This window comes from Kribbella catacumbae DSM 19601 (assembly GCF_000372465.1).
GTDB classification, from domain to species: Bacteria; Actinomycetota; Actinomycetes; order Propionibacteriales; family Kribbellaceae; genus Kribbella; species Kribbella catacumbae.
On record NZ_AQUZ01000006.1, the window covers coordinates 108,440 to 134,966 of the forward strand.

Genomic DNA, 26,527 nt, shown 5'->3' on the forward strand with positions numbered 1-26,527 from the left:
GCCCCGTGTCGGCCGATCCGTTAGCGATAGCGGTGTCCAGGTGCGTGCCTCGTGGTGGCGGAGGAGCGGCCTCGATGTTTTTCCATCGTGGCCGTTTCTCCGCTGCCGCGAGGTGCGTGCCTGGGCGCCGGTAGCGCAACGGATCGGCCGACACGGGGCACTCGCGAGTGGAACCTCACACCTCGTCGACCACCAGCGGGGTCTGCAACCAGGCCTCCAGCAGTCGCTCTGGCTCTGCAGCCGCCGCCAGCGCTACAGCGATCGACTGCGGCCGCACATCCCGTACTGCGAGCTGCCGCCGCTCAACGTGAACGGCCCGATAGCTCCCCCGCTCCGAGGCGGCCGGGCTCGACATCTCCTCCCCAGTGCCTGTGCCGAACTCGCCTCCGACCGGGTCGGCCCAGAAGTAGTGCTGAGCACTGGGTCCGAAATTCACCACCCCGACCAGCCCTCGGATCTTCACCAGCACACCGAGCTCCTCATGCGCTTCCCGCACGGCGGCCTCGACCACCGACTCCCCCTCGTCGACCTGGCCGCCCGGCAGTACGTAGTACGTGATGCCGTCCCGCACCCGCTCGATCGCAGCGACCCCGAGGTCGGTGAGCAGGACGATGCCTGCGCGGATCACGTGCGGTGGGCCAGCACGTAGTACCAGCCGCCGCGCGTCGCCTGGCCGCGTTGCCAGGCGAGGACGGTCCAGCCGCAGTGGGCGAGGAGGTCGCGGAGGGGTTGCTCCTGCCACAGGGTGAAGTGGCGTGGGAGGTCGAGGTAGCGCGTCGACCACTCGTCGCCGTCGCCTTCACTGGTGGTGAAGGCGATGAGCTCGGCCGCATCGTGGGCCTTGCGGAGTACGGCGGCTAGTTGGTCGGGGGTGAAGTGCAGGAAGACGGCATCCGCGAAGACCAGGTCGTACGGTCCCCCGAGGTCGTCGGTCAGCGCGTTGAGCTGGTCGGCTTCGTAGCCGTTGGCGCGGATCATCTCGACGAAGGACTGCGCGGCGTCAGTACGCCGTACGCGATGACCCCGCCGTTCGAGCTCGACCGCGTCGCGCCCGGTGCCGCTGCCCAGCTCGAGCACCGACCCGCCGGAGCGGAGATGGTCGTCGATCAGGTCGAACAACTCGATCAGGAAGGCGTTCGGGCCGCGCGGGATCGAGTCACGGAACTGCTCGGCGGCTTCCTCGTAGGTGGCCAGCGTGACCTCGTTGGGACTCGGCTGCACGGTCCAGCCGTCACCCTCATGCTCGATGACTGCCGGCAACGCGATCCCGAGCTCCGGCGCGACCAGCACCACCGTCTCGCCCCGATGCTGATCGGCGATCTCCTGGACAGCCGCTTCCGCCAACTCCGGTACTACGGTCAGCCCGGCGCTCAGCTCCTCCGCCAGCCGCGCAGCCGCCTCCTCGACGGCCGGGCTCGCGTAGACCATGGCGACCCGCTCACCCGTCAGGCGGTCGCGCGAACCGGGTGGCAGCAGGATCAGGCGGGCTGGGCACATCAGGTTCACGGCCGGACGAACTCCAGCGCCTGCTCGGCGTACCGGGGCCAGGTGTCGGCGTGCTCCAGCGGAACCAGGACCCACTCCTTCATCGGCCGCCCCATCCCCGGATCGAACGCCTCGGCACCGCTCAGCTTCAAGGCCTCTTCCCGAGGCTCCGGCGGCAGCTTGAACGTCATCGCATCCCCGAACAACCCCGCCAGCATCTTCTTCTCGATCTTCAGGCAAGGCATGCCGAACATGCTCCCCTCGACCACCCCGGCGTCGGCCAGCCCCTTGGCGACCGCGTCATACTCCAGCCGCGTCTTCAAACTGATCTTGGGCTTCATACCGACCAGCCTCTCACCGCCACACCGCCAGGCGCCATGCACGATGGATCCCGGGTGCACTACGGTGCTGTGTCGTGCGCCTGGTGATTGCTCGTTGTTCAGTGGACTACTCCGGACGGCTGACTGCTCATCTTCCGATGGCGCCTCGGTTGTTGATGGTGAAGGCGGACGGGTCCGTGCTGATCCATGCCGATGGCGGGTCGTACAAGCCGCTCAACTGGATGTCTCCGCCGTGCAAGCTGACGGAGGAGGAGGGCATCTGGAGCGTCACCAACAAGGCAGGCGAAGAACTGCGGATCACCTTCGAGGAGGTGCTCAGCGATTCGTCGTACGAGTTGGGGCTGGATCCCGGGCTGATCAAGGACGGCGTCGAGGCGCATCTGCAGGAGTTGCTCGCCGAGCACGTGCACACCTTCGGTGACGGGTTCACGCTGGTACGGCGGGAGTACCCGACCGCGATCGGGCCGGTCGACCTGCTCTGCCGTGATGCCGAGGGCAAGCACGTCGCGGTCGAGATCAAGCGTCGCGGTGAGATCGACGGCGTCGAACAGCTCACCCGGTACGTCGAACTGCTGAACCGCGACCCGCTGCTCTCGCCGGTTCGCGGCATCTTCGCGGCGCAGCTGATCAAGCCCCAGGCCCAGTTCCTCGCCACCGATCGTGGCCTGGAGTGCGTCACAGTCGACTATGACGCACTCCGAGGCATGGAATCCGACGTACTGCGCCTGTTCTGATCAGCAGGGCACCACCGCGTCGACTATGAAGCCCTGTGCGACCACCGATGAATCGGTCAGCAGCCGGACCGAGCCGGTGCTGGTGCCGATGCATGGCGAGGTCGCGCCGCGGCGCTGCAGACCCGTGTACCGGATCAGCTCGTTGCCGTTCCCATCCGACACGATCACGTAGTCGAAGTCCTTCTCCGTGTCGAGCAGGCTGAAGTGGAACGCGAAGCCACCTGTGCCGTTGTCATAGATCCACGTGCAGTCGCCGTTGTTGCCGTAGGGATGTGGCGACTCGAAGGGGATCTGAGCATCCGGGTCGCCGACACACGGCGGAGGCGGCGGCACGCCCGGAGTACAGCCGGAGTGGATGCCTACTGCGTCCCAGGCCGCCGCCGTGCCTGCATTGACGACCACTGTGGCGTTTCGCGCGTCACACATGTTCGCAAACTCCGGCAGGCTGGTGAAAGCGGTGTAGAAGGCCTGTGCCGCCTGTGCCAGCCCCAGTGCCGGAACAGTCACGCCACAGTCGAGCGTGTGCTGGTGTCCACTCGATCCGACCGCGTCGCAGCCGGCGTTCTTGCCGCCGTTGACGGCGAGGTAGTAGGCGTGGTTCGGGATACCGCTGTTGGAGTGCACGCCGCCGTTGTCCGCGGTGGTGACGATGAACTCGCTGTAGTGGTCGGGATCCAGATCCTCCTGCGGGTCACCCATGTTCCGGAATCCCGGTGCGACGTCGGGCGACAGGATGATGTCCTCACCGATCAGCCAGTCCGGAGTCGCTGCCGGGTCGAGCCCGCCGGCCGCGGCGTAGAACTCGATCGTGTTGCCCATCATGTCGCTGAACGCCTCGTTCAGCGCACCGGACTCGTTCTCGTAGATCAGGTTCGAGGTGAACTGCGTGACGCCGTGGGTGAGCTCGTGCCCGACCACGTCCAGGCCGCCGGACAGCGAGATACAGGTCTTGCTGTCGCCGTCGCCGTAGGCCATCTGCTCCCCGTTCCAGAACGCGTTGCAGAAACGGTTCAGCACGTGCACGGTCGAGATCATCTGCATGCCGTTGTCGTCGAGGCTGTCGCGCCCGAAGCTGTCGGCGTAGAAGTCGTCGGTCACGTTCGCGTAGTAGTGCGCGTCCACACCCGGCGCCTGGCTGGGAGACTTCAGGTTCGGCAGATTGGTATTCCAGTGGTCGTCGGTATCGGTCATGATCGTGCCGGGCAGCACGGCCTTGTTCTTCGCGTCGTACGTCTCCTGCCGCAGATCCCTGGAGCGCAGGAAGAACGTGCTGCCGATCCGCGTGGTGTCCAGCGTCTTGGTGTCGCCCTTGACGCCGGTTCCATCGCCGTGCGCGACCGCGTCGTACTGCTTCTTCACGGCTCCGCTGCCGGCGTCGACCCAGTGCACCCAGCGGTGATCGAGTCGCTGGTTGAGGACCTCGTGGAACATCCGGCCGTCCCGCGGATCGATGCGGAGGCTCGAAGACCACTTTCCGGTACTGCCGATCCGCTTGGCGGCCACTCCGCGCGCTCCGGCGGGGGTCACGGCCGTGCTGTTCTTGGCCTTCAGACCCGGGAAGTACGCGCCGACCACTGCCGTGGTACGCCCGGACTTGTCGGCCAGCACAGTCAGCTGACCACCGAATACCTTGGCCCCAGCGACCAACTGCTGATAACGGGTCTGCGTGGCTCCTCCTGCGAGCTTGGCCGACCAGACCTTCACCACATCCTTCGGTACGGCGAAGGCGCGGGCATCGGCTCCGGTCAGGGTGAAGGAACCACCCCGAGCGAACGAGCCGGTCGAAATCGAGGCTGCCTGGGATGACGGCTGCGCATTTGCGGTGAACCCGCTGGCGGTAACCAGCGCGGCGGCCGCGAGTACGGCGATGACTGCTGGGCGATTCATGGCAGGGACCTCTCCGGGGTTGACGGCACGGCCACAAGCAACGGGCCGGCCGACCTCCAGGTCCCCGAGAGTCGCCCCGTACAAAATAGTCGTACGCCCGGCGAACCCGCGCTGCAAGGGGTGAGCCGGTTTCGACAGCGGGGAGCGATCGGAGTAGTGTCCAGCCGCGCCACTGGTCTACCTCGGCATGCCAAGAAACCGTGAAGCGTGCCCGATTTCGGGCAGATTCTTGGCTTTGGCCCTGGTTTCACTGCACAGTTGTTGCGTGATGAGTGAGGCGGCAGATCCCAGCGAGGACCTCGTTGAGCAGATCAGCCGCACCACCGGCCTGACACCGGAAGACGCCCGCCGGGTGGTCGCCGACGTCCTGGCCTATTTCACCGAGACGACCGAGCAGTACGTCCGGCGCCGGCACCGCGAACTGCAGACCTACGGCGCCCGCAACGACGAGATCTTCGCCCGGCTCGGCACCGAGCTCCGGCACTGGCCGGTGCGCTCACCCGAGCTGTCGGCCCGCCAGCTGCGGCGCATCGTCTACGGCTGACCACACCAAACCTCGCGAAAGGAACACCCTCCCCATGTGCGGAATCGTCGGATATGTCGGCACCAAACCGGCCGCGCCGATCCTGGTGGACGGCCTGGCCAGGCTGGAATACCGCGGCTACGACTCGGCCGGCGTCGCCGTCCTCGGGTCGAGTGAACTGAAGGTGCACAAGGACGCCGGCCGGGTCCGTGAGCTGGAGGCCTCGCTGCCCAAGCGCTTCGGCGGCAAGCTCGGCATCGGCCACACCCGCTGGGCCACGCACGGCGGCCCGAGCAAGGACAACGCGCACCCGCACGCCAGCGGCAACGAGCGGATCGCGGTCGTCCACAACGGCATCTTCGACAACGCCGGCGTACTGCGCCGCCAGTTGGAGGACGCCGGCGTCAAGCTGCGCTCCGAGACCGACACCGAGGTCCTCGCGCACCTGATCGAGCAATCCGACGGCGCCACCCTCGAGGAGAAGGTGATGGCCGCCCTGCGCCGGATCGAGGGCACCTACGGCATCGCCGTGGTCGACCTGGACTTCCCCGACCGGATCGTGGTCGCCCGCAACGGCAGCCCGCTGATCCTCGGCATCGGCGACGGCGAGATGCATGTCGCCTCCGACGCGGCCGCGCTGATCCGCTACACCCGCCAGGTCGTCTACTTGGCCGACGGCGAGCTGGCCACTGTCAAGGCGGACGGCTACCGCACCTTCACCCAGGACGCCTCGCCGACCACCAACACTCCCAAGACGGTCGAGTGGAGCGCCGACGAGTACGAGCGCGGCCTGCACGAGCACTTCATGATGAAGGAGATCCACGAGCAGCCGGAAGCCGTCCAGCGGGCCCTGCGCGGCCGCCTGGACGAGCGCTTCCACACCGTCCACCTGGGCGGCCTGAACATGGATGCCCGCGAGGCCCGCGAGATCAAGCGGGTCAAGATCCTCGGCTGCGGTTCGGCGTACTACGCCGGCCAGATGGGCGCCCAGTTCATCGAAGAGGTGGCCCGGATCCCCGCCGACGCCGAGCCCGCGTCGGAGTTCCGCTACCGCAACCCGGTGGTCGAGCGCGACACCCTGTACGTCGCGGTCAGCCAGTCCGGCGAGACGCTCGACACGCTGGTCGCAGTACAGGAACTGAAGCGCAAGGGCGGCCGGGTGATCGGCCTGGTGAACGCGGTCGGCTCCAGCATCGCCCGTGAGGTCGACGGCGGCGTCTACCTGCACGCCGGCCCGGAGGTCTCGGTCGCGTCCACCAAGGCGCTCACCAACATGGCCGTCGCGTTCGCGATGCTCGGCATCCACCTCGGCCGGATCCGCGACGTCTCCCCCGCCGACGGCCGCCGGCTGATCGAGGGCCTGAAGAAGATCCCGGCCCAGATCCAGACGATCGTGGACCAGGAGGAGGAGCTGGGCAAGATCGCCGGCCGGCTCTCCCAGCACGAGAGCGTCTTCTACGTCGGCCGCACCCGCGGCTACCCGGTGGCCCGCGAAGGCGCGCAGAAGCTCAAGGAGATCTCCTATCGGCACGCCGAGGCGTACCAGACCTCCGAGCTGAAGCACGGCCCGCTGGCGCTCATCTCGCCGGACGTCCCGAGCGTGGCGATCGTTCCGCAGGACGAACTGCTGGACCGCAACATCGGCGCGCTGCACGAGATCGCCGCCCGCTCGGGCCCGCTGTACGTCATCACCCACCCCGGCGTCGACGTCCCGGCCGGCGCCGCCGCGGTGATCCAGGTCCCGAAGAACGAACCGGAGCTCGACCCGATCCTGCTCACCATCCCGCTGCAGATCATCGCGTACTACGCCGCCGTCGCCCTCGGCCACGACGTCGACAAGCCCCGCAACCTGGCGAAGTCCGTCACCGTCGAGTAGCTGTTCACCTGGCGTTTTGGGGGATGGGTTTCGATGGGCGAAGACATCGAGACCCGGAGGATTCCTGATGCGCTGGCAGACACCATTCGCCGCGGCCGCAGTACTGGCCGCGCTGACCACTTCGCTGACCGCAGCCGCCGCTGCGCCGGGTCCGACCGGCGCGGACGGCGGCTCTGGTGGTTCTGGGGGCAGTTGTTCGCCGGATGCGCGGCTCCTGGGCTTCTCGGACAGCCTGGACAAGGCGTCGTACGACGGGCAACCGGTGGCGGGGTTGTCGGCCCTCAACGTCACCCGGCCGGGGCACGCGCTCGCGCTGGTCGACAACGTGCAGACCACGCCGGCCCGGGTCTTCGGACTCAAGCTGGGCTCGAAGCAGGGCAAACCCCAGGTAGCAGTGGACAGCATGACGATCCTGCGGCGACCGGACGGTACGCCGTACAACGGGGCGGACTTCGACGGCGAAGGCCTGGTCGCGGAGCGCGGTGGCCGGACGATCCTCGCCACCTCCGAGCGGGAGCCGTCGATCCGGCGCTTCCGGCTCTCCGACGGCAAGCAGGTCGCCTCGCTGCCAGTGCCATCGCGGTTCCAGGTCGCACCGGCCGGTGAGGCAAGCACCAACGCCACCTTCGAGTCGCTCGCGGTCAGCCCCGACGGCCACACCCTGTACGCCGGGATGGAAGGCCCGCTCGCCCCCGACGGCACGGACGCCCAAGGCAGCAGCCGCAACCGCATCATCCGGTACGCCGGTCACCCCGGCGGCGAGTACGCCGTCGCCGCGCAGTACGCCTACAAGCCGGACCCAGGACTCTCCTTGGTCGAGCTCGCCGTCGTCGGCCGCAACGAGCTCGTCTCGCTGGAGCGGACCTTCACGCCGGGCGTTGGCAACACGATCCGGGTGTTCACCGTGTCGTTGCGCCAGGCGGCGGACGTGAGCCAGCGGGCGTCACTCGCGGATGCTCCGGACGGGGTGTTCCTGCGGAAGAAGCTGCTCTTCGACCTGGTCGACTGCCCGCCGTCGGGCGCGATCGCCAAGCAGCCGCAGCCCAACCCGCTGCTCGACAACGTCGAAGGTCTCGCCCTCGGCGGCTGGCTCCCGGGCGGCCGTCGGCAGCTCTACCTGCTCTCCGACGACAACAACGGCGCCGCACAGATCACCCGGCTCTACAGCCTTGCGGTGGAGCTGCGTTAGGGGCGGACCGCTGCCACTCACAAACCACCCGGCACGGCCACCTCAGTTGCCGCGGTGAGCGTGACTGGGCGAACTGGTGCCTGGGTTCGCCGGCTTTGTGAGTGGGGGCGGTCCGCGCCTCCCGGCCACCCGGAAGGCGGAACCAGTCGTCAGACAAGTTGTTAACTTGTACGATGACTTCATGAGTGATCGTATCCGCCATCTCCGGCTGTCCTCCGTGGTGCTTCCGCTCGATCAGCCCATCAGCGACGCCAAGGTGCTGACCGGGCGGCAGAAGCCGATGACCGAGGTCGTGCTGCTGTTCGCCGAGGTCGCCACCCAGGACGGCCAGCACGGGATCGGGTTCAGCTACTCCAAGCGGGCCGGCGGGCCGGCGCAGTACGCGCATGCCAAGGAGATCGGGCACAACCTGATCGGCGAGGACCCGTCGGATATCGCCAAGCTGTACGACAAGTTGCTCTGGGCCGGTGCCTCGGTTGGTCGGTCCGGGGTCGCCACCCAGGCGATCGCGGCGATCGATATCGCGTTGTGGGATTTGAAGGCGAAGCGGGCGAGCCTGCCATTGGCCAAGCTCCTCGGTGCGCATCGGGACTCGGTGCGGACCTACAACACCTCGGGCGGCTTCCTGCACGCGCCGATCGAGGAGGTCAAGGAGCGCGCGTCGAAGTCGCTGGCCGACGGCATCGGCGGGATCAAGCTCAAGGTCGGCCAGCCCGACAGCCGGATCGATCTTGAGCGGGTCAGCGCCGTCCGCGAGCATCTCGGCACCGGCGTACCGCTGATGGTCGACGCCAACCAGCAGTGGGATCGCGGTACGGCACTGCGCGTCGGGCGGGCTCTGGAGCAGTTCGACCTGGTCTGGATCGAGGAACCGCTCGATGCCTACGACGCCGAAGGACATGCGCAACTGGCCGCGACGCTCGACACGCCGATCGCCACCGGGGAGATGCTGTCCAGCGTCACCGAGCATGTCCGCCTGATCGAGGCCCGCGCGGCGGACATCATCCAGCCGGACGCGCCGCGGATCGGGGGCATCACGCCGTTCCTGAAGCTGGCGACGCTGGCCGACCACCACGGCTTGCAGCTTGCTCCGCACTTCGCGATGGAGATCCACTTGCACCTCGCCGCGGCGTACCCGCGGGAGCCGTGGGTGGAGCACTTCGAGTGGCTCGATCCCTTGTTCAACGAGCGTCTCGAGACGAAGGACGGACGGATGCTGGTGCCGGACCGGCCGGGGCTGGGGTTTTCCACCAGCGACCAGTGCAAGGCGTGGACCGTCGACTCCTGCGAGTTCGGCACTCGATGAACGAGCAGTTGGATCGCGAGGGTGGGCGCGGGCTGGCGCATGAGCTGGTCGAGCGGCTGAAGGAACGGATTCTGGCGGGCGAGCTCGAGCCGGGGAGCAAGTTGCCCGCCGAGAGTTCGCTGACCGCGGAGTTCGGGGTCAGCCGGACGGTGGTGCGCGAGTCGATCTCCCGGCTGCAGGCAGCCGGGTTGGTAGAGACCTTCCAGGGCCGCGGGTCGTTCGTGCTCGCCCTGCCCGCGCACGAGTTCTCCCTCGACGCCTCCCGGATCCGCTCGCATCGCGACGTCCTCGACCTGCTCGATTTCCGGATCGGGCTCGAGGTCGAGGCCGCCGGGCTGGCGGCAGGACGGCGTACCGAGCATCAGCTGAAGGCGATCGCCCGGGCGCTGACCGACTTCCGCCGGGCGGGGCAGGACCCCGGCAAGCTGGTGGCGGCGGACTTTGCGTTCCATCTCAAAGTAGCCGTTGCCTCGGGCAACCGTTTCTACTCCGAGCTGCTCGACTCGCTCGGACCGATGATGATCATGCTGCCGCGCACCCGCCTGGACCCGTCGTACTCACCCGCCGACGCCTCCCACTTCACCCGAGTCATCGCGGAGCACGAGAACATCTACGACGCGATCGCCCGTTCCGACCCCGAGGGCGCCCGAGCCGCAGCCCGCGTACACCTGTCAAACACCCGCCACCGCCTACAGAAGTAGCACTCGCCACCGACCTCCAGCAGTTGCTTCCATCGGAAGCGGGAGCGGTGCGGAGAGGGTCAAAGGGGGCGAATGATCAGGTGGGTGGCGTTCCAGGATTGCTGGTCCAGCTAGAGGGCTAGGGGCGGCGAAGCTGAAGTTTGTGATCTTGGGTAGCCGGCCCGGACCGCCATCACATGCCAACTTGCCGTTTCTGCCCGGCAGCACGCCTGCGCACGCTCAGCCGGATGCGACCAGTCGAGGTTGGTGTGTGGTGGCGGTCCGGGCCGCCACCGTTTGCAGAGGTAGCAGTCACCACCGGGCAGTGTTCGGGGTGAAGTCCGGGTGCACGGTGCGCATGTACGTCGTGTCGTCTCGGGCGCGGATGCCGCAGGATAGGTACTGGTCGTTCAGCCGGCCGAGGGCGTCCTCGTCGAGTTCGACTCCCAGCCCGGGGCTGTCCGGCAGTCGGATGCTGCCGCCCGAGAAGTCCAGTGCGCCTGGCTTGATGAGGTCCTCGGTTTTCCAGGGGTAGTGGGTGTCGCACGCGTAGGTGAGGTTCGGAGTCGCCGCCGCCAACTGGGTCATCGCGGCGAGGCTGATCCCCAGGTGCGAATTGCTATGCATCGACAAACCTAGACCGAACGTGTCGCAGATCCCGGCAAGCAGCCGTGACCGCTGCAGACCACCCCAGTAGTGGTGATCCGACAGGACGACCTGTACGGCGTCGGCCAGCACGGCCGGCTTGAGATGGTCGAAGGCGATGACGCACATGTTCGTGGCCAGCGGAATGTCGGTCTGCTCCGCCACCTGCGCCATCCCCTCGATGCCAGGCGTCGGGTCCTCGAGGTACTCGATGATCCCCTCGAGTTCCTCGGCCACCCGCACCGACGTCGCAGGTGTCCAAGCGCCGTTGGGATCGATCCGCAACTTGTGACCTGGGAAGACCGCAGCCAGCGCTTTTACCGCCTCGATCTCCTCATCCGGCGGGAACGCCCCGCCCTTCAGCTTGATCGCCGTGAAGCCGTACTCGTCGACCATCCGCGTCGCCTGCGCGACGATCGCGTCCGGGTCGAGCGCGGCGCCCCACGAGTCTGGCTCGAGGCCCGGATGAGCCGCCCACTTGTAGAACAGATAGGCGCTGAACGGTACTTCGGTCCGCACCGCGCCGCCGAGCAGATCGGCGACCGGCCGGCCCAGTTCCTTGCCCTGGATGTCGAGCAGCGCGACCTCGAACGGGGACAGCACGACATCGGCCGGGTTCTGGATGGCCAGCATGCCGCCCACCTTCGCGCTCCCGTCCAGCCGCAGTACCTCGCTCACCCGCTGCCGCAGACCGTTCAGGTCATAGACGTCCAAGCCGGGCAGCACGTCGGCAACGGCCGCCAGTCGCGCCAGGTGCGCGTCGTCGGCGTACGTCTCGCCCAGACCGACGCTCCCACTATCGGTCTGGAGCTGGACGATGGCGCGCAACGCGTACGGCTGATGCACGCCCACCACGTTGAGCAGCGGCGGGTCCGCGAAGGCGACGGGGGTGATCACGACCCGGGAGACACGCGAGGTGCTCACACCAACTCCTTGTCTGGCCGGCTCTGCTGCCGGGACTTTCTGATTTGCCTGGCGACCGGAAGAACCAGTACCAGGATGAGGACGGCGAGGACCGTGCCGGAGATCGGCCGGGTGAAGAAGCCGGTCACGTCGCCGCCGAAGATCAGCAGGGACTGGCGGACCGCGATCTCCATCACGCTGCCGAGGACGAAGGCCAGCACCAACGGTCCGGGCTCGAAGCCGAACTTCTTCATCAGGTAGCCGAGCACCCCGAAGACGATCACCAGGAAGACGTCGAAGATCCGGTTGGCCACCGTGTAGACCCCCAGCAGCGTGATCAGCACGGTGATCGGCGCCAGCACGGCCGGGCGGATGCGGAGGATCTTCACGAACACGCCGACCAACGGGATGCTCATGATCAGCAAGAGGATGTTGCCGACGTACATGGAGTTGACGACGCCCCAGAACAGGTCCGGGTGCTCCGAGACCAGTTGCGGTCCGGGCGGGATGCCCTGGATCAGCAGGGCTCCGAACATGAGCGCCATCGTCGCGTTGGCCGGGATGCCCAGCGTGAGCAGCGGGATGAACGATGACGTGGCGGCCGCGTTGTTGGCGCTCTCCGGTGCCGCCACGCCTTCGATCGCGCCGCGTCCGAACCGCTCCGGCTCCTTGGCCCGGCGCTTCTCCACGGCGTACGCGACCAGGGACGACAGTGTCGCGCCGCCACCCGGCAGTACTCCGAGCACGAAGCCGATCACCGAGCCGCGACCGATGGCGCCACGGGACTGGCGCAGATCCTGCCGGGACGGCCACACGGTGGAGACCTTGGCCGGCTCCTGCCGCTTGTGCTGGCGTTCCTCCAGGTTGTAGAGGATCTCGCCGAGACCGAACAGTCCCATCGCGATCGGCACGAAGTCGATGCCGTCGGCAAGGTCCAGGTTGGCGAAGGTGAAGCGGTCGGCACCGGTGAAGGTGTCCCGGCCGACCGTGGCCAGCAGCAGGCCGAGGCATGCCGCGATCACCGATTTGAGCCGGCCGCCGTTGCCGACGGTCGCCACCAGCAGTACGCCGAACAGGGCCAGCGCGGCGTACTCCGGCGGGCCGAAGTCCAGCGCGACGCTCGCCACCACTGGCGCCAGCAGGGTGAGCCCGATGATCGAGACCGTGCCACCGATGAAGGACCCGATGGCCGCGATGCCGAGCGCAGTACCGGCTCTGCCCTGCTTGGCCAAGGCGAAGCCGTCGAAGACGGTGACCACGGACGACGCCTCGCCGGGCAGTCGCAGCAGCACCGAGGTGATGGTTCCGCCGTACTGCGCTCCGTAGAAGATGCCGGCCAGCATGATGATCGCCGACACCGGCTCGACGCCGTACGTGACCGGCAGCAGGATCGCGATCGTGGCGGCCGGGCCGAGCCCGGGCAGCACTCCGATCAGCATGCCGATCACGACGCCGGCCAGGCAGTACAGCAAATTGGCCGGTTGCACGACGACGCCGAAGCCGTCGAGCACCGGGTTCAGGAAGTCCATCTCGGCCCTTCAGCTGAGGTGCGGCCCATCAGATGAGCCGGGGAAGAGGGATCTTGAGCACCAGCACGAACAGCAGATAGAACGCGACCACCGTGCCGAGGCTGATCACGATCGACGACCGCCAGGACTCCTTGCCCAGGCACCGCAGCCAGACGAAGGTCAGCAGCAGCGAGGGGATCTCGAATCCGATTACCGGCAAGGCGAGCCCCAGCAGGACCAGGGTGACCACGGCGGTCGCGATCGTCAGGCTGGACCGGGAGAACTTCTCGGTATCGGTCCCCTGCCGCCCGGTCAGCGCCAGCAGCACCGACAAAGTGGTGATGACGACGCTGACCACGAACGGCCACAGCCCCGGGCCGGGTGCGGTGAGCTGGCCGAGGCCGAGCCGCGCGGAGAGGATCAGCCCAGCCAGCCCGATCAGTCCGGTAACGCCGGCCGCACCGACCTGCGCCCAGGGCCCGGCCGGCGGCGGCCGGTCCTCGGCCAGCTCCGCCAGCAGCGCCGCGCTGTCGATCGGCGGCTCGGCGGCAGGCGGCTCGGCAGTGCTCACTTCTTGGCGCCGAGTTCGATGCCGTACTGGTCGATCTGCGCCTTGTACTTCGTACTGGCCTCGTCGAGGATCTTCCCGATCTCGCCGGGCGCGACCTCGATGGGAGTGAGGAAGTTCGCCGCGTTGAACTTCTTGTACTCCTCGGTGGCGAAGGTTGTCTTCGCGGCCTCGGCCAGCTTGGTCTTCACGTCCTCGGGAGTGCCCTTCGGCGCCGTCAGGAAGCGGTACTGCGCGACGACCACGTCAAAGCCCTGCTCCTTGGCAGTCGGCACGTCCGGCAGGAACTTGATCCGCTCGGCCGAGAAGACGGCCAGCGGGACGAGCTTGCCCGCCTTGACGTTCTCGATGCCCTCGCCGATCTGGAACGTGGCCACGTCGACCTGACTGCCGAGCAACGCGGTCATCGCCGGGGCCCCACCGTCGAAGGGCACGGAGGTGGACGGGATCCCGGCCACCTTGAAGGTCAGCGCGGAGGCGAGCTGCGCCCCGGTACCGACGCCGGTCGTGCCGTACTTGATGTTCTTGCCGGCCTTCTTCAGGTCGGCGATATTCTTGTACCCCGACGCGGCCGGTGCCGCCAGCATGTAGTCGTCCTGGGAGATCCCGGTGATCAGGTCGAAGTCGTCGACCTTCACGGCCTCGGCCGCGGAGACGGCCAGCGGGGTGATCGTGAAGAGCGACGCGTTCTGAACGGCGATCTTGTAGCCGTCGGCCTTGGCGGACTGCAGCTCCTTGGCGTTGAGCGCGCCGTTGGCGCCCGGCTTGTTCACCACCGGCACCGAGACCCCCAGCTCCTTGCCGACTCCCTCGGCGATGGCGCGGGTGATCAGGTCGGTGCTGCCACCAGGCGAAGCGCCGACACTCATCTGGATGTTCCCGGTCGGGTACTTGCCCTCTCCGCCGGTCGACGTCGTCTTGACCCCGCCACAGGCGGAGAGCATCGCGGCGACTGTCACACCGCCGGCCGCCACCAGGAAGGCCCGGCGGCTCATCTGTGTGAACTTCATGGAATTTCTCCTCTGAGCGGGCCGATTTCGTGAGCGTAGGGTGGCCATTAATACGTGTCCAAGGCCGTTTGGGCATCGAGTGATACCTTTTGCGAATCATGTTTTCCCTCGATCAGATCAGCGCCTTCGTCGCGGTCGCCGAGGAACTGCACTTCGGCCGCGCCGCCGAACGGCTGAACATGACCCAGCCGCCGTTGAGCCGGCAGGTGCAGAAACTGGAACGCGCCGTCGGGGCCAGGCTGCTGGAACGCGACAACCGCCGGGTGGCGCTGACCGACGCCGGCCAGGCCTTCCTCGCCGAGGCGCGCCGGCTGCTGGCCCTGGTCGAGACCGCGAGCGACCTGGCCCGCCGCGTCGAAGGTGGTGCGGCCGGCACGCTCCGGCTGGGGTTCACCGCGGTCTCCGCGATCAGGACGCTCGGCCCATTGCTCCGCCGGATGTCCGAGGAACTACCGGGTGTCGACGTGATCCTGCACGAGCGAGTCACCCCGGCTCAGGTCGACGGCCTGCTCCGCGGCGAGCTGGATCTGGGCCTGGGTCGCCCGCCGTTCGATTCCCTGGCGCTCGATTCCCGGGTCGTGTTCCGCGAGCCGCTTTGCGCCGTAGTACCGGCTGATCACCGGTTGGCCACCGCCGACAGAGCGCTGACGCCGGCCGACTTCTCCAATGAGCAGGTCATCAGCTACTCCCCCACGCAGGCCCGCTACTTCCACGAACTGACGGTGCGCTTCCTCACCAACGTCCATCCCCGGATCGAGCAACGGGTCCAGCAGATCCTCACCGTCGTCCTGCTGGTGGCGGCCGGTCGCGGTGTCGCCCTGGTACCGGCCTCGGCCCGAAGTCTCGGCGTCCAGGGCGTCGTGTACTGCGATCTCGTCGACTCCACCGAGGCCGGGCCCGTCGAGTTGCATGCGATCTGGAACCGGGAGTCGACCAGTCCCCTGCTGCACCGCGTCCTGCGGCTGTTCGACGACCCTGTGATGCCCTCAGAGCATCAATAGATACTAAATGGATCTTGGACAGGCATCAGAAGGCCTCCTTACGCTGACGGCGTGACGCACTATTCCCCCCGTGAGCTCGCCGCTCAGCTCAAGACCGGACTGCTCTCCTTTCCGGTCACGCCGTTCGACAGTGGCCTCGCGTTCGACGAGGCCCGCTACCGCGAACACCTGTCCTGGCTGAGCCAGTACGAGGTCGCCGGGCTCTTCGCGGCCGGCGGTACCGGCGAGGGCTTCTCGCTGACACCGGCCGAGATCGACACCGTGGTCAGTACTGCGGTCTCCGAGATCGGCGGCACGGTTCCGGTACTGGCGCCGGCCACTGGCGGAACCGCACTGGCCATCGCCCAGGCTCAGGCTGCCGAGGCCGCCGGAGCCGACGGCCTGCTGCTGCTTCCGCCGTACCTCACCGAGGCCGGGCAGGCCGGACTCGTTGAGCACGTCTCGGCCGTCTGCCGCAGCACCTCGCTCGGGGTGACCGTCTACAGCCGTGCCAACGCGATCCTGGACGACACCTCCGTCGCGGTGCTTGCCGACCGCAACGAGAATCTGGTGTGTCTCAAGGACGGCGTGGGCAACATCGAGATGATGACCCGCATCTATGCCCGCGTCGGCGACCGCCTGACCTACATCGGCGGGCTGCCGACCGCTGAGACCTTCGCGCTGCCGCTGCTGCAACTGGGCGTCAGCACGTACTCGTCGGCGATCTTCAACTTCGTACCCGAGTTCGCGCTCGGCTTCTACGCCGACGTCCGGGCCCAGGACCGCGATGGCGTCTACCGCAAGCTCCGGGAGTTCGTGCTGCCCTATCTTGATATCAGGGACCGGACGAAGGGCTACGCGGTGTCGATCGTGAAGGCTGGGCTGACCGCGATCGGCCGGTCGGCGGGACCGGTCAGGCCCCCGCTGCAGGACCTGACCGACGACGAACTGGCCCAGCTGACCGACCTGATCGGCAAACTCGGGTGACCCCGACCATCAGCTCGGTCGAGGTCGTCCCGGTCGCCGGGTACGACAGCATGCTGCTCAACCTGAGCGGCGCGCACGGACCGTTCTTCACCAGGAATGTCGTCATCCTCACCGACAGCGAGGGCAACGTCGGTCTGGGCGAGGTTCCCGGTGGCGGCAAGATCGCTTCGACAGTGGCTGAAGCCGCGGAACTCCTGGTGGGCAAGGAGATTGCCCGCTACCGACAGCTGCTCCGGGAGGTCAGTACGACCTTCGCCGGCCGCGATTCCGGTGGCCGGGGCGCTCAGACGTTCGACCTTCGCACGACCGTGCACGCCGTCACCGGGCTGGAGTCGGCCTTGCTCGACTTGATGGGCAAGCACCTCGGAGTACCGGTTGCTGAGCTGCTCGGCGACGGGCAGCAGCGCGAGACCGTACCGGTGCTCGGCTATCTCTTCTACGTCGGCGATCCCGGCAGTACGGACCTGCCTTACCGAACTGATGACGGCGGCAACGATCGGTGGTCACGTTTGCGTCGTCAGGAGGCGCTGACGCCGGATGCCGTGGTGGCGCTGGCCGAGGCGGCGCAGGATCGCTATGGCTTCACCGATTTCAAGCTCAAGGGTGGCGTTCTCGCCGGTCCGGAAGAGTTCGCCGCGATCACCGCGCTGGCCCGGCGATTCCCGACAGCCCGGATCACGATCGACCCGAACGGCGCCTGGCCGGTGCGGGAGGCGATCGAGTTGTGCTCCGGTCTGGGCGACGTACTCGCGTACGCCGAGGATCCGTGCGGGCCGGAGCCGGGACTGTCCGGCCGCGAGACGATGGCCGAGTTCAAGCGCGCCACCGGGTTGCGTACCGCGACCAATATGATCGCCACGGACTGGCGCGAACTGAGCCATGCGCTGCGCGCGAACGCGGTGGACATCCCGCTGGCGGACCCGCACTTCTGGACGATGAGCGGTTCGGTGCGGGTGGCCCAGCTCTGCCACGACTTCGGGCTGACCTGGGGATCGCACTCCAACAACCACTTCGACATCTCGCTGGCCATGTTCACCCAGGTCGGCGCGGCGGCGCCAGGCGAGATCACCGCGCTGGACACCCACTGGATCTGGCAGGACGGTCAGGCGCTGACCAAGGATCCACTGCGGATCACCAATGGCAGGATCGCCGTACCGACGGCACCCGGACTTGGCGTCGAGCTGGACCGGGATGCCCTCCAGACCGCGCATGAGCTCTACCTCGCCCACGGCCTCGGCGCTCGCGACGACGCGATCGCGATGCAGTACCTGATCAAGGACTGGACGTTCGACCCGAAGCGTCCCTGCCTGGTGCGCTGAGCGCCGCCGGTGGCGGAGTGACGCCAGGCAGGTGACAATGCGTGAATGCGAGTAATCGTGGTGGGGGCGGGAGTGATCGGGCTCAGCTGTGCCGTCAGGCTGGCCGAGTCCGGGTACGAGGTGGGCGTGTTCGCCAGGGATCTGCCACTGGAGACCACGTCGGCCGTCGCCGCCGCGATCTGGTATCCGTTCCTGTCGGCGGGCGATCAGGTCGCCGGCTGGGCGCGTTCGTCGTACGAGGAGTTCGGCAAGCTGGCCGCGTCCGAACCGTCGGTGCAGTTGCGGCACGGCAAGGAGTACCTGCTCGAGCCGGCGAAGGACCCGGTCTGGGCGGACGCGCTCCCCGATCTGCGTCGCGTCGGGTCGCCGCCGCCCGGCTTCCGTGACGGCTGGTCGTTCACGACGCCGGTCGTGGAGATGCCGCTCTACCTGCAGTACTTGGTGAAACGGCTCGAGGCGGCCGGTGGGACGCTCACTCGGGCCGCGCTGTCGAGCTTGCCGAACACGGCCGAGATCGTCGTGAACTGCGCGGGCCTCGGCGCCCGACTGACCGCCCACGACCCGACCATCACGCCGGTTCGCGGGCAGGTGCTCACCGTCCAACAGTTCGGCCTCGCCGAGTGGCTGATCGCCGACCGCGGCCCGCAGGATCTGTGTTACGTCGTACCGCGCTCGAAGGATGTGGTTGTCGGCGGCACCAGTCAGCCGGACAACTGGGATCTCACTGTTCACGAGAAGACCGCTGGGCAGATCCTCGACCGCGCCACCGAGCTGATTCCCCAGCTCCGCAAGGCGAAAGTCCTCCGGCATCGCGTCGGCCTGCGGCCGGCCCGGCCCGAGGTCCGCTGCGAAAGCGTGCGCTCCGGCGATCGCCGCGTGATCCATTGCTACGGCCACGGCGGCTCCGGCGTCACGCTGTCCTGGGGTTGCGCGGACGAAGTGCTCGAACTGGTTCGGGAAGGCTGAGCTGTGCACATCCTCGACGGTGGAATGTCGAACGCCCTGGAAGATCGCGGGCACGATCTTTCCGATGCGCTCTGGTCGGCGCGATTGCTGAAGGACGCGCCGGGCGAGATCGCAGCCGTGCATCGGGCGTACTACGAAGCCGGCGCCACCTTCGCGACCACGGCCAGCTACCAGGCGAGTGTCTCCGGCTTCGGCAAGGCGGGAGTGCCACGTGACGAGGCAGAACGGTTGATCAGTTCTAGCGTCGCCATTGCCAAGCGAGTCCGCGATGAGTTGGCCGTCGACGGGCAGGAGCGGTTTGTGGCAGCATCGGTTGGTCCCTACGGCGCGGTCCTCGCCGACGGGTCGGAGTACCGGGGCCGGTACGGCGTGAGCAAGGCGTTCCTGCGCGATTTCCATCTGCCTCGGCTGGAGTTGTTGGTTGCTGCAGGCCCCGACCTGCTGGCCGTCGAAACGATTCCCGATCTCGATGAGGCAGCGGTGCTGGTCGAGCTGATCGACGAGATCGCCTTTCCTGCCTGGCTTTCGTACTCCGCGGCCGATACTCGCACTCGCGCCGGCCAGCCGCTCGAGGAAGCATTCGCCATCCGGAGTACAAACCTCGTTGCCCTTGGCATCAACTGTTGCGCACCGGAAGATGTCCAAAGGGCCGTCGAACTCGCCGCCGCGGTGAGCGGAAAGCCGGTAGTTGCCTACCCCAACAGTGGCGAAGGATGGGACGCAGGAGGTCGCCGCTGGACCGGCGGCGCAGCTGACTCCACCTCGTTGGCGCCCGGATGGGTGGCGGCCGGAGCGGAGTACATCGGCGGCTGCTGCCGAGTAGGGCCTGAGGACATCCGCGCCTTGACCCGCGCACTAGACCGCGAGGATCTGGCAGAGCAGGTCTAGGGCTCCGTTGTAGGAGTGGTCGGGTGGGGTGCCGTAGCCGACGATCAGGGCCTGGCGGGCGGCCGGGTCCGGGGTGAAGCGGTAGGTGTCGAGCGCGGCGATTAGCAGGCCCTGGCGTTTGGCGCGGGCGACCATTTCGGCTGCGTCGCCTGGTACGTCGAGCAGCACGTGCAAGCCGGCCGAGATGCCGGCCACGGTGACGCCGGGAGCCCGGACGGCCAGTAGCTCAACCAGGTGGTCGCGGCGACGGCGGTAGTGCTGGCGAGTACGGCGTACGTGGCGGTCGTAGTGCCCGGAGGCGATGAACTCCGCGAGGATGAGCTGGTCGAGTGTCGCGGTCAGCAAGTCCGTTGTGCGTTTGGCTTCGAGGACCGGCTCCATCAGGTGCTCCGGCAGCACCATCCACGCTAGTCGCAGGCCGGGGGCGAGGCTTTTGCTCGCAGTACCGGTGTAGACGACTCGCTCTGGGTCCAGGGCTTGTAAGGCTCCTACTGGTTGGCGGTCGTAGCGGAACTCGCCGTCGTAGTCGTCCTCGATGAGGATCGCGCCGGATTCGCGGGCCCACTCGACTGCCGCGGTACGGCGGTCTGGTGCGAGCGGGACGCCTAGTGGCATTTGGTGTGCTGGCGTGAGGAGGGCTGCTTGGCCTGCGAGCAGGTCGGACCGTACTCCGTGTTTGTCGACTGGCACGGGGTGCGGTTGGAGGCCACGGGAGCGGATCACGTCCCAGTGGAGGCTGTAGCCGAACTCCTCGACTGACATGGTGGTTGCGCCTTGTTCGCGCAGTACGTCGGTCAGCAGGTTGAGCGCCTGGACGTAGCCGGAGCAGATGAGAATGCGGTCGGGATCGGCTCGTACGCCGCGGGCTCGGGCTAGGTAGTCGGCCAGGTTCTGCCTCAGTTCCGGACGGCCGCGCGGGTCGCCGTACCCGAAGGCGTCATTCGGTGCCGCAGGCAACGCTTTGCGAGCAGCTGCCAACCATTCCCCCCGAGGAAAGGTGGACACATCCGGCGAGCCAGGGGTCAGGTCATACCGGAATTTCTTTGCCTCCGGCAAAGAAATTCCGGTGGAAGGACGGGAGGGCACGATGCCGGAGGTGGCGGAGGTGAAGGCGCGGGCGCGGGTGGCTGGGGTGGAGGGGGCGCCGCTGGCGGTGGGGCGGGTGGTGGGGGCAGTGGTGGNGGGGGCGGTGGTGTGGGTTGGGAGGACTCGGTCGGCGACGACGGTGCCGGAGCCTTGGCGGGCGGTTAGCCAGCCTTCGGCCACTAGTTGGCCGTAGGCGTCGGCGACGGTGTTGCGGGCGATGCCGAGGTCTTTGGCGAGTGAGCGGGACGAAGGCAGTCGGGTGCCGGGCGTCAGCCGACCGGTCCGGATCGACTCGTGCAACGCCTGCACCAGGTCGGCTCGCCCACGGCGGTGCGCCAAGTCGAGGTGCAGGTCGGCCCCGGCGAGCCCGACCTCCGCCGCCGGATCGGCTCCGTCGGCTTGCCGACCAGAATTGGCCCCTCGTTCTTCCATGGAAGTGGACCATACACCTGGGCCGATCTGCGTTTAGCGTTGTCGGCATGAGCACAACGACACTTCGCAGAGTCAAGATCGCCACTCATGCACCGGAGTTCTACGAGGCGCTGTGCGCGCTGGACGAGGTTTCCGCGCTCGGGCTTGATCCGAAGCTCTCGCAGCTGGTCCGGATCCGCGCCTCGCAGCTGAACGGCTGCGCCTACTGCCTCGACATGCACGCCCTGGACGCCCGGCACGAGGGCGACACCGAGCAGCGGGTCAACCTGGTCGCCACCTGGCGGGAGGCGCGCAAGTTCTACACCGAGCAGGAGCTGGCCGCGTTCGAGCTGACCGAGGCGATGACGCTGATCAGCGTCGACCACGTCCCGGACGAGGTCTACGAGATCGCCGCGGCCGCCTTCGACCAGAAGGAGCTGGCCCAGCTGATGGGCCTGATCATCATGATCAACGCGTGGAACCGGGTCGGCGTCGCCTGCCGCCTCGAGCCCGGCCACTACAACCCGGCCTGACCGCGATGGCCACCACAGACGCAAAGACGGCCGAGACCTTCCGGGCCCTGCACCACGGCCCGACCCCGCTGGTACTGCCGAACGCCTGGGACCCCGTCAGCGCCCGGGTCATCGCCGAAGCCGGCTACCCCGCGATCGCCACCAGCAGTGGTGCGGTCGCCCGGGTGCTCGGGTACGACGACGGCCAGCTGACCCCGCCGGCCGAGATGTTCGAAGCCATCGCCCGGATCGCGCGCGCGGTCGACGTACCGGTGACGGCTGACATGGAGGCCGGCTACGGGCTGGACCCGAAGGAGTTCGCCGACAGGTTGCTGGAGACCGGCGCGGTCGGCTGCAACCTGGAGGACTCGGTCCTCGACGAACTGGTGGATGTCCAGCAGCAGGCGGACCACCTGTGCGCAGTACGGGCTGCGGCCGGGGCCGACCTGGTCCTCAACGCCCGCATCGACGACTTCATCGCGGGCGGGACCGTCGACGACGCGATCGCCCGGGGCCGGGCCTACCGCCGTGCCGGAGCCGACTGCGTCTACCCGATCATGGCGCCGCTCGACGTCCTGAAGAGGCTGGCCGACGACATCGGCGGCCCGATCAACGCCCACGCCAAGCCGAACGGCCCGACTCCGTCAGAACTGATCGCCCAGGGCGCCACCCGCATCTCCTACGGCACCAGCCTGCACAACTTCACCACCGACGCTCTCCGCAATCTGCTCCCACAACTGCGCTAGAACACCTTCGCCGCACCTCCGCCCACCCGACGGCGAGACTCCCTGGGGCCCAAGGGCTGGGAGGGTCCGGACGTCCGCGCATACCTCTCTCCCGTAAGCAAACGCTTCCCTCGGCGTGTCGGGGTATCGGCGCGAGGTCGTGCGTGCGCGGCCGTCCACGCCCTCGTCACGGCGGACACACGGTCACGCAGTCGAGGAGTGACAGATGACCCGCGTGAAGGATTGTTGCCACGGAGCGGCAAAAATCCTTCACGCCGCGGCCCGGAAGGGTGGCACTCTGCGAACCGCCAGCGGCTCAGCTGCCGGGCTGCCGGGCTGCCGGGCTGCCGGGCGAGGATCCTCGGCTTCGTGTTGGCCAAGCGACTTGAGGGGAATTTGGGATGTGGGGTCGGGGGTGGGTGGGATGGGTGAGGATGGCTGGCATGAGCACCTATCGCGCCCGCTTCGACGCCGCCGTCTCCTTCACGAACGGAGGCGGTCTCGAGGTCCAGGGCTTCCTGGTCGACGTTCCTTCGGCGGAGGTGACGTCCGCGCAGGTCGGCGAACTCTTCCTCGATTCGCTCGGATTGTTGATGGCCGGCGACGTAGAGCTCGCCAACCTGGAGATCATCGAGGCGGCCCACAAGGGCACTCGCGGCGGCCCGGCAGCCAACCGCCAGCCGAGCGGCGGGCGGGCGGAGTACGTGGAGCTCAGTCACGTGATCCGCGACGGCATGGTGACGCTCCCGAACCTGCCCGGCCCGGAGCTGGACAAGCAGTTGACCCGGGAGGCGTCGCGGGAGATCTACGCGCCGGGCACCGAGTTCGAGATCGGGCTGATCACGATGGTGACGAACACAGGCACCTACATGGACAGCCCGTACCACCGCTACCCCGACGGCCACGATCTGACCGGCTTCGGCCTCGACCGCACCGCCGACCTGCCCGCGGTCGTCGTCCGGCTGGAAGACAGCGGACGCCTGGGGATCGACGCCGCCGCCCTCGCGACGTACGACGTACAGGGCAAGGCGGTGCTGCTGCACACCGGCGACGACGCCCGCTTCGGTACGCCGCAGTACGTCGAGGAGCCGCATTTCCTGACCCGCGACGGTGCTGAGTGGCTGATCGCGAACGGCGCCGTACTCGTCGGCATCGACGCGGCCAACATCGACGACATGACCGACGGCACCAGGCCCGCCCACACGCTGCTGCTCGGCGCGGGCATCGCGATCGTCGAACACCTCACCGGGTTGGCCCAGGTCCCACCCACCGGCGCCACGTTCACCGCCACCGCGCCGCGGATCGCTGGCCTGGGCACCTTCCCCGTCCGCGCCTACGCCAAGCTCCCCTGACCGCCTAGGCGCTGCCTGGGCCGAAGCGCTGGGCTTGCCCGCTGTGAATATCGTCTACCCACTCCCAGCCGGGCTTGGCCGATGCGCCGAGCCGCGGGTCATCGGGAGCCTGGCCGTCACGCAAGGCATGCACGTACGCCCGATCCAGGTCGATCCGTCTGCGGAGTTGATCAGCTCCGCAGACGGACCCATGACCGGGGACGAGGACCTTGACGTCGACCGCCACGTCCTCGAGCAGCCGCAGCCCCACGAGGTACTCCGCGATCGGGTCATTGGTGTCGGTCAAGTTGTCGAGCATCGGAATGAAGACATCAGAAAGCATGTCGCCGGCGACGAGAACCCCGTGTTCCTCGATCAACAGCGCCGCATGGCCCGGGGCATGCGCCGGATGCTCGATGATCCGGACCTGAGGGCCATCCCACGGAAGGTGCGTGGTTCCGGCAGGCAGTGCGGTGAGGCCGAACAGGTCGAGCGGTACCTCCTCGGCGACTTCCGGCGGTAACCCCTCGGCGGCGCGGGCCTTCCAGTCCGCGTTCGACCGCAGGTCTCGCATGAACGCCGCACAGCGGGCCGTACCGTACCGGGGCGCGTCGCCGAGTACCGCGTCCCAGAGCACGTGATCCCAGTCAGGATGCGTCGCGAAGCCTGCCACCACAGGCTGGCCCAAGTCGCGAAGGCCGTCCGCGATGGCGGCCATTTCGTCGCCCGTCAGCCCGGGGTCGACGAGCAGTACGCCGGCCCGGCCCTGCACGACAATCGCGTTGTTCTGGAGTAACTCGCTCTGGTGGACCAGCACGCCCTCCGCGACCTGTCTCAGCATGGGCTTCCTCCGCTTGTGGTCTGGACCGCTTTCCGAGAACGTACTACCTCGCGGTGGCAAGCATGGTGCTCACGGTGAACTCGCACCAGGTCGACCACTCGCCGGGCGAGGTGCCGTCGGTGCCCCGGACTCGCCAGGCATAGCTGCTGCCTTCGGTGAACGCCTCGTCGGGGATGGTGGTGCCCATCCAGGATCCAGAGGCGCCAGGGCCTTCGGTCGTGGTGGTGCTGGTGGTACTGCCGACCACCTTCCACTCGAAGGTGCCGTACACCTGCGTGCCCAGGGTGTCGCTGATCTGCGCCCGCAACTGGGGATTCAGGCTGGAGATGAACGGCCGGTCCGCGCCGGTGGCGCAGACGGTTTCAGGTGCGGTCGCCAGGGCGTCGACGGCGATCCTGGTCTGATAGGTGACCGTGACCGACGGCGGATTGGCGGCCTCGCGGGAGCCGAACCGTTTCCAGCCGTAGTTGTCGGTCTCGCTCGCCGCGCTGATCCCGATGTTGGTACTGGTCAGCTTGTTCGCCGACGTGTACTGGAACGCCGCGGTCACCGGGATCGTCACCCAGCCATCACTGCAGGCGCTTCCCCATCCCTTGGTCTGGGTCGAGGTTCCGACCTGCTCGTACTGCGCCGGCCGGTTCGTCCAGCGGGCCGTGTTCGTCACGGTGGCCACCCGGTGTGCCACCCACCCCCTGGCTGTGCAGGAGTAGGAGTGATGCCCCCATAGGCTCAGCGTGGCGGCCTGGATCTGCTTGTCCCAAAGCCATTCCTGGTTGTCGAACCGCAGATACGACTTGGCCTTGTTGGCGCCGCCGTCGTTCGTGCCGATCTTCAGTTCGGTCGCGGCGGACTGGTCGGTGCTGTAGCTGGACTGGACGAAAGCGTCGAAGTTCGCACCCGAGCTCTGCGACGGGTCGATGGTGACCGGGTAGACGGTCTTCGGGTCGGTCAGGAACGCCGCGTTGGGCGTCAGCAGCAGCGCACCTTTGCCGAGGCCGAGCCCCACCGGCGCCCTCCTGAGGTGTTCACCGGACGCCTGATCGACGGTCGAGTCCCACATCATCGGTGCCGGTACGTCGTGGCTCTCGGTGCCCGACGAGACCTTAAGGCCGCCCCTGCCGTCGAGCTTCGTGGTCAGACCGTCCGCCTTCCAAGGCATCCTGATCTGCTTCAGCTGTCCTGCGGCCTGCCGGTTCTTCACCAGCAGCAGTTGCTGGTAGCCGGTTCTAGTCGCCTCGACGACCAGGTCGACACCGGGCTTCACCTCGCGATAGGTGGCAGTGGACCCGTCGATCTCCGGAGTCGGTAGCGGACCGGACCAGCCGAGAGTGGAACGCCGGCCGGGCCTACCGAACGCGACCAGGTCATGATCCCCCTGGCCGACCGGCCCGGACAGCTTCAGTCCGTAGGGATGGGCCTTGGAGGCAACGGAACCGTCGGCCTGCCGGACCAACGACACGTCGACGGCGATCCACGCGCCGTTCGCGTTCCGCATCCGGACCGGACCAGCAGCGATGGTCGCCTCGATCTGACCAGACGGCAGCGCCCGGTACTCCGTTGTGTCGGTGGTCTTGCTCGTGATCAGCACCGGCTTGCCTGTCGTCCTGGCGGTGACGACAGCCGCCGCTTCGCCGGAACGCTCCAGCGGTGTGTCCGGCCTGACGGCAGGTTGGTCCACCGGTGTGGCACCGGCCGGTCCGTGCAGCAGACCGGCCACCAGCGCGAGACCGACGGCTGCGCCGATCCAGCGCGCCGAGCGGGTCAGGTGATCACTACGCAGCATGCGCGAGCTGGATTCAGGGGACATGCGCATGACCTTTCTGGTC

The 26,527-nt window shown here is 67.8% G+C and carries 25 protein-coding genes; 14 read left to right on the plus strand and 11 right to left on the minus strand.

Going from position 1 to position 26,527, the window contains the following annotated elements:
- Positions 1–175: 175 nt before the first annotated feature.
- From A3ES_RS46645 to A3ES_RS0108715, 3 genes are read right to left on the minus strand one after another with little or no spacing between them, the layout of a single operon-like run.
- Positions 176–628 carry an NUDIX domain-containing protein gene (locus tag A3ES_RS46645; protein WP_020386411.1) on the minus strand — a complete coding sequence of 151 codons (453 nt, stop codon included), beginning with the start codon at positions 626–628 and terminating at the stop codon, positions 176–178.
- The gene (locus tag A3ES_RS0108710) at positions 625–1,497 is read right to left on the minus strand and encodes a class I SAM-dependent methyltransferase (RefSeq protein ID WP_237744899.1); all 873 of its coding nucleotides are present in this window, start codon (positions 1,495–1,497) and stop codon (positions 625–627) included. Before A3ES_RS0108710 ends, A3ES_RS46645 begins: the two co-directional genes overlap by 4 nt.
- Before the next feature lie 5 nt (positions 1,498–1,502).
- Positions 1,503–1,826 carry a hypothetical protein gene (locus A3ES_RS0108715; protein ID WP_020386413.1) on the minus strand — a complete coding sequence of 108 codons (324 nt, stop codon included), beginning with the start codon at positions 1,824–1,826 and terminating at the stop codon, positions 1,503–1,505.
- A 74-nt stretch (positions 1,827–1,900) separates the two neighbouring features.
- Here A3ES_RS0108715 and nucS point away from each other — a divergent pair, with 74 nt between their 5' ends.
- Entirely contained in the window at positions 1,901–2,560 is a 660-nt protein-coding gene (gene nucS / locus A3ES_RS0108720; RefSeq protein WP_026162686.1) for an endonuclease NucS, read from the plus strand.
- Here the strand turns inward: nucS and A3ES_RS51095 are convergent, their stop codons facing one another.
- Positions 2,561–4,447 carry a M4 family metallopeptidase gene (locus tag A3ES_RS51095; RefSeq protein ID WP_020386415.1) on the minus strand — a complete coding sequence of 629 codons (1,887 nt, stop codon included), beginning with the start codon at positions 4,445–4,447 and terminating at the stop codon, positions 2,561–2,563.
- Between the two features lie 268 nt (positions 4,448–4,715).
- On the opposite strand from A3ES_RS51095, the gene A3ES_RS0108730 reads away from it, so the two are divergent.
- The 5 genes from A3ES_RS0108730 to A3ES_RS0108750 all read left to right on the plus strand — a co-directional run bounded on the left by A3ES_RS0108730 (position 4,716) and on the right by A3ES_RS0108750 (position 10,042).
- Positions 4,716–4,991: an HU family DNA-binding protein gene (locus A3ES_RS0108730; protein ID WP_020386416.1), complete on the plus strand. Its 276-nt coding sequence runs from the start codon at positions 4,716–4,718 to the stop codon at positions 4,989–4,991.
- Between the two features lie 34 nt (positions 4,992–5,025).
- The gene (glmS, locus tag A3ES_RS0108735; protein ID WP_020386417.1) at positions 5,026–6,846 is read left to right on the plus strand and encodes a glutamine--fructose-6-phosphate transaminase (isomerizing); all 1,821 of its coding nucleotides are present in this window, start codon (positions 5,026–5,028) and stop codon (positions 6,844–6,846) included.
- Between the two features lie 67 nt (positions 6,847–6,913).
- On the plus strand, positions 6,914–8,035 hold the full coding sequence (locus A3ES_RS0108740; protein ID WP_020386418.1) for an esterase-like activity of phytase family protein: 1,122 nt from the start codon (positions 6,914–6,916) through the stop codon (positions 8,033–8,035).
- Between the two features lie 181 nt (positions 8,036–8,216).
- Complete coding sequence (locus A3ES_RS0108745) at positions 8,217–9,341, plus strand: L-talarate/galactarate dehydratase (RefSeq protein WP_020386419.1); 1,125 nt, start codon at positions 8,217–8,219, stop codon at positions 9,339–9,341.
- Positions 9,338–10,042, plus strand: a complete 705-nt coding sequence (locus A3ES_RS0108750) for a FadR/GntR family transcriptional regulator (protein ID WP_020386420.1) — start codon at positions 9,338–9,340, stop codon at positions 10,040–10,042. Before A3ES_RS0108745 ends, A3ES_RS0108750 begins: the two co-directional genes overlap by 4 nt.
- Positions 10,043–10,333: 291 nt before the next feature.
- On the opposite strand, the gene A3ES_RS55440 is transcribed toward A3ES_RS0108750, so the two are convergent.
- From A3ES_RS55440 to A3ES_RS0108770, 4 genes are read right to left on the minus strand one after another with little or no spacing between them, the layout of a single operon-like run.
- A complete protein-coding gene (locus A3ES_RS55440) occupies positions 10,334–11,590 on the minus strand; it encodes a glucarate dehydratase family protein (RefSeq protein WP_020386421.1) in 1,257 nt (418 codons plus the stop codon).
- A complete protein-coding gene (locus tag A3ES_RS55445) occupies positions 11,587–13,098 on the minus strand; it encodes a tripartite tricarboxylate transporter permease (RefSeq protein ID WP_020386422.1) in 1,512 nt (503 codons plus the stop codon). Before A3ES_RS55445 ends, A3ES_RS55440 begins: the two co-directional genes overlap by 4 nt.
- Before the next feature lie 28 nt (positions 13,099–13,126).
- The gene (locus A3ES_RS0108765) at positions 13,127–13,648 is read right to left on the minus strand and encodes a tripartite tricarboxylate transporter TctB family protein (protein WP_020386423.1); all 522 of its coding nucleotides are present in this window, start codon (positions 13,646–13,648) and stop codon (positions 13,127–13,129) included.
- Positions 13,645–14,655, minus strand: a complete 1,011-nt coding sequence (locus tag A3ES_RS0108770; protein WP_020386424.1) for a Bug family tripartite tricarboxylate transporter substrate binding protein — start codon at positions 14,653–14,655, stop codon at positions 13,645–13,647. The genes A3ES_RS0108765 and A3ES_RS0108770 overlap by 4 nt, the downstream gene beginning before the upstream one ends.
- A gap of 98 nt (positions 14,656–14,753) precedes the next feature.
- Between A3ES_RS0108770 and A3ES_RS0108775 the strand changes: the two genes are divergently transcribed.
- The 5 genes from A3ES_RS0108775 to mmuM are packed head-to-tail and all read left to right on the plus strand — an operon-like array spanning position 14,754 to position 19,795.
- Positions 14,754–15,656, plus strand: a complete 903-nt coding sequence (locus A3ES_RS0108775) for a LysR family transcriptional regulator (RefSeq protein ID WP_020386425.1) — start codon at positions 14,754–14,756, stop codon at positions 15,654–15,656.
- A gap of 51 nt (positions 15,657–15,707) precedes the next feature.
- Positions 15,708–16,622, plus strand: coding sequence for a 5-dehydro-4-deoxyglucarate dehydratase (gene kdgD, locus A3ES_RS0108780; protein ID WP_020386426.1), 915 nt, complete (start codon positions 15,708–15,710; stop codon positions 16,620–16,622).
- Positions 16,619–17,941 carry an enolase C-terminal domain-like protein gene (locus tag A3ES_RS0108785; RefSeq protein WP_020386427.1) on the plus strand — a complete coding sequence of 441 codons (1,323 nt, stop codon included), beginning with the start codon at positions 16,619–16,621 and terminating at the stop codon, positions 17,939–17,941. Before kdgD ends, A3ES_RS0108785 begins: the two co-directional genes overlap by 4 nt.
- 45 nt (positions 17,942–17,986) lie before the next feature.
- Positions 17,987–18,907, plus strand: a complete 921-nt coding sequence (locus A3ES_RS54995; RefSeq protein ID WP_026162689.1) for an FAD-dependent oxidoreductase — start codon at positions 17,987–17,989, stop codon at positions 18,905–18,907.
- Positions 18,908–18,910: 3 nt separating this feature from the next.
- Positions 18,911–19,795, plus strand: coding sequence for a homocysteine S-methyltransferase (mmuM, locus tag A3ES_RS55000; protein ID WP_020386429.1), 885 nt, complete (start codon positions 18,911–18,913; stop codon positions 19,793–19,795).
- On the opposite strand, the gene pdxR is transcribed toward mmuM, so the two are convergent.
- Entirely contained in the window at positions 19,763–21,313 is a 1,551-nt protein-coding gene (gene pdxR / locus A3ES_RS0108800; RefSeq protein WP_020386430.1) for a MocR-like pyridoxine biosynthesis transcription factor PdxR, read from the minus strand. The two genes, mmuM and pdxR, sit on opposite strands and share 33 nt — an antisense overlap.
- A 47-nt stretch (positions 21,314–21,360) precedes the next feature.
- Here pdxR and A3ES_RS0108805 point away from each other — a divergent pair, with 47 nt between their 5' ends.
- The 3 genes from A3ES_RS0108805 (at position 21,361) to A3ES_RS0108815 (ending at position 23,881) form a co-directional block, all read left to right on the plus strand.
- Positions 21,361–21,825, plus strand: a complete 465-nt coding sequence (locus A3ES_RS0108805) for a carboxymuconolactone decarboxylase family protein (RefSeq protein WP_020386431.1) — start codon at positions 21,361–21,363, stop codon at positions 21,823–21,825.
- A gap of 5 nt (positions 21,826–21,830) precedes the next feature.
- Entirely contained in the window at positions 21,831–22,550 is a 720-nt protein-coding gene (locus A3ES_RS0108810) for an isocitrate lyase/PEP mutase family protein (RefSeq protein ID WP_020386432.1), read from the plus strand.
- A 422-nt stretch (positions 22,551–22,972) separates the two neighbouring features.
- Positions 22,973–23,881: a cyclase family protein gene (locus tag A3ES_RS0108815; protein ID WP_020386433.1), complete on the plus strand. Its 909-nt coding sequence runs from the start codon at positions 22,973–22,975 to the stop codon at positions 23,879–23,881.
- Between the two features lie 4 nt (positions 23,882–23,885).
- On the opposite strand, the gene A3ES_RS0108820 is transcribed toward A3ES_RS0108815, so the two are convergent.
- Together A3ES_RS0108820 and A3ES_RS46655 are read right to left on the minus strand one after the other, a co-directional pair.
- Entirely contained in the window at positions 23,886–24,701 is an 816-nt protein-coding gene (locus A3ES_RS0108820) for an MBL fold metallo-hydrolase (RefSeq protein WP_020386434.1), read from the minus strand.
- A gap of 43 nt (positions 24,702–24,744) precedes the next feature.
- A complete protein-coding gene (locus A3ES_RS46655) occupies positions 24,745–26,508 on the minus strand; it encodes a DNRLRE domain-containing protein (RefSeq protein ID WP_169501757.1) in 1,764 nt (587 codons plus the stop codon).
- Between the last annotated feature and the right edge of the window lie 19 nt (positions 26,509–26,527).

Coding starts and splice junctions, on each gene's coding strand:
- A3ES_RS0108710 (WP_237744899.1), bottom strand. CDS start 1,497: ATGTGCCCAGCCCGCCTGATCCTGCTGCCACCCGGTTCGCGCGACCGC.
- A3ES_RS0108715 (WP_020386413.1), bottom strand. CDS start 1,826: ATGAAGCCCAAGATCAGTTTGAAGACGCGGCTGGAGTATGACGCGGTC.
- A3ES_RS51095 (WP_020386415.1), bottom strand. CDS start 4,447: ATGAATCGCCCAGCAGTCATCGCCGTACTCGCGGCCGCCGCGCTGGTT.
- A3ES_RS0108730 (WP_020386416.1), top strand. CDS start 4,716: ATGAGTGAGGCGGCAGATCCCAGCGAGGACCTCGTTGAGCAGATCAGC.
- glmS (WP_020386417.1), top strand. CDS start 5,026: ATGTGCGGAATCGTCGGATATGTCGGCACCAAACCGGCCGCGCCGATC.
- A3ES_RS0108740 (WP_020386418.1), top strand. CDS start 6,914: ATGCGCTGGCAGACACCATTCGCCGCGGCCGCAGTACTGGCCGCGCTG.
- A3ES_RS0108745 (WP_020386419.1), top strand. CDS start 8,217: ATGAGTGATCGTATCCGCCATCTCCGGCTGTCCTCCGTGGTGCTTCCG.
- A3ES_RS0108750 (WP_020386420.1), top strand. CDS start 9,338: ATGAACGAGCAGTTGGATCGCGAGGGTGGGCGCGGGCTGGCGCATGAG.
- A3ES_RS55445 (WP_020386422.1), bottom strand. CDS start 13,098: ATGGACTTCCTGAACCCGGTGCTCGACGGCTTCGGCGTCGTCGTGCAA.
- A3ES_RS0108770 (WP_020386424.1), bottom strand. CDS start 14,655: ATGAAGTTCACACAGATGAGCCGCCGGGCCTTCCTGGTGGCGGCCGGC.
- A3ES_RS0108775 (WP_020386425.1), top strand. CDS start 14,754: ATGTTTTCCCTCGATCAGATCAGCGCCTTCGTCGCGGTCGCCGAGGAA.
- A3ES_RS54995 (WP_026162689.1), top strand. CDS start 17,987: ATGCGAGTAATCGTGGTGGGGGCGGGAGTGATCGGGCTCAGCTGTGCC.
- A3ES_RS0108805 (WP_020386431.1), top strand. CDS start 21,361: ATGAGCACAACGACACTTCGCAGAGTCAAGATCGCCACTCATGCACCG.
- A3ES_RS0108810 (WP_020386432.1), top strand. CDS start 21,831: ATGGCCACCACAGACGCAAAGACGGCCGAGACCTTCCGGGCCCTGCAC.
- A3ES_RS0108815 (WP_020386433.1), top strand. CDS start 22,973: ATGAGCACCTATCGCGCCCGCTTCGACGCCGCCGTCTCCTTCACGAAC.
- A3ES_RS0108820 (WP_020386434.1), bottom strand. CDS start 24,701: ATGCTGAGACAGGTCGCGGAGGGCGTGCTGGTCCACCAGAGCGAGTTA.
- A3ES_RS46655 (WP_169501757.1), bottom strand. CDS start 26,508: ATGTCCCCTGAATCCAGCTCGCGCATGCTGCGTAGTGATCACCTGACC.